This window comes from Pantoea sp. BL1, assembly GCF_000963985.1.
Lineage (GTDB): Bacteria > Pseudomonadota > Gammaproteobacteria > Enterobacterales > Enterobacteriaceae > Pantoea > Pantoea rwandensis_B.
The window spans coordinates 1-1,174 of sequence record NZ_JZRH01000098.1 but is presented as its reverse complement, the minus strand read 5'-3'; the positions used below and the strand labels follow the sequence as shown (position 1 = coordinate 1,174).

1 protein-coding gene and 1 pseudogene are annotated in these 1,174 nt (G+C 54.4%); both read left to right on the top strand.

Going from position 1 to position 1,174, the window contains the following annotated elements; translation table 11 throughout:
• Positions 1-288 (top strand): annotated as a pseudogene (locus VH86_RS24525) (IS3 family transposase); the annotation flags it as partial.
• Positions 289-302: 14 nt separating this feature from the next.
• Positions 303-1,148 carry an IS3 family transposase gene (locus tag VH86_RS24520; RefSeq protein ID WP_045816526.1) on the top strand — a complete coding sequence of 282 codons (846 nt, stop codon included), beginning with the start codon at positions 303-305 and terminating at the stop codon, positions 1,146-1,148.
• Positions 1,149-1,174: the final 26 nt, after the last annotated feature.

Genomic DNA, 1,174 nt, shown 5'->3' with positions numbered 1-1,174 from the left:
AACAACGCCTCTGCACGCAAAACGGCCCCTCACTTTGGCATTCGTAATCCCGGCATCCTGAGCCAGTGGGAGAAACTTTATCTCGAGGGAGGTATCATGGCACTTCACCGCAAAACAACGCCGAGGTGTCCCGTGTCAGGAAAGAAAAAAACGCCGGATAATCAGGTTACCGCACCGCATCGCGTCTTTCGCTCTCAGGAAGAAGAGCTGGAATATCTGCGTGCGGAGGTGGCCTATCTAAAAAAGCTTCAGGAGTTGAGGCAGGCCGAAAAGAACCGGAAACCTTAATCAAAACCCGAATAGTGGACGCGCTGTGCCAGCGCTTCAGTCTGGCCGTGCTGCTTGATATTGCCGGGCTTGCCCGCAGCACCTTTTACTATCAGCGTAAACTTCTGCGCAATCCGGTGGACAGGCACGCCAGCGTGAAGGAACGGATAACCGGGCTTTTTCACTATCACAAGGGCCGCTATGGCTACCGCCGCATTACGGCTGCGCTGCGTAATGACGGGATGGCGCTGAACCATAAAACGGTCAGGAAACTGATGCGGGAACTGAAGCTGGCATCGAACCTGAGGCCCCGGAAATACCAGTCCTGGAAGGGCCCCTGCGGACACCTCAGCGCTAACGTTCTGCAGAGAAACTTCCAGGCCAGCGAACCGAACCAGAAATGGGTCAGTGACGTGACGGAGTTCGGCCTGGGAGGAGGGAAAGTCTATCTGTCCCCATTGATGGACCTGTTTAACCGGGAAATCGTGGCGTGGAATCTGAGCACGAAGCCGGACTTTGGCCTGGTGGCCGGGATGCTGGATGATGGGCTGAGGCAGTTGAATAAAGATGAACATCCGGTGCTGCACACAGACCGCGGCTGGCAGTATCAGCACAGCCAGTGGAAGATGAAGCTGAGCGCGCACGGTGTGATAAGAAGCATGTCGCGGCCCGGCAACTGTCTTGATAATGCGGCGATGGAGAGCTTCTTCGGGTTACTGAAGACGGAGTGCTGGCATCACGAAAAGTACAGTGACGTCGATGAGTTAAAGGAAGCGATAGGAATCTGGATAAACTATTACAACTACGAACGGATCAAGACGGGGTTAGGTGGACTGAGTCCGGTACAATACCGAACTCAGTACCAACAGGCGATGCTGTAACTGTCCAGGTTAAGGGGTTCACTTCA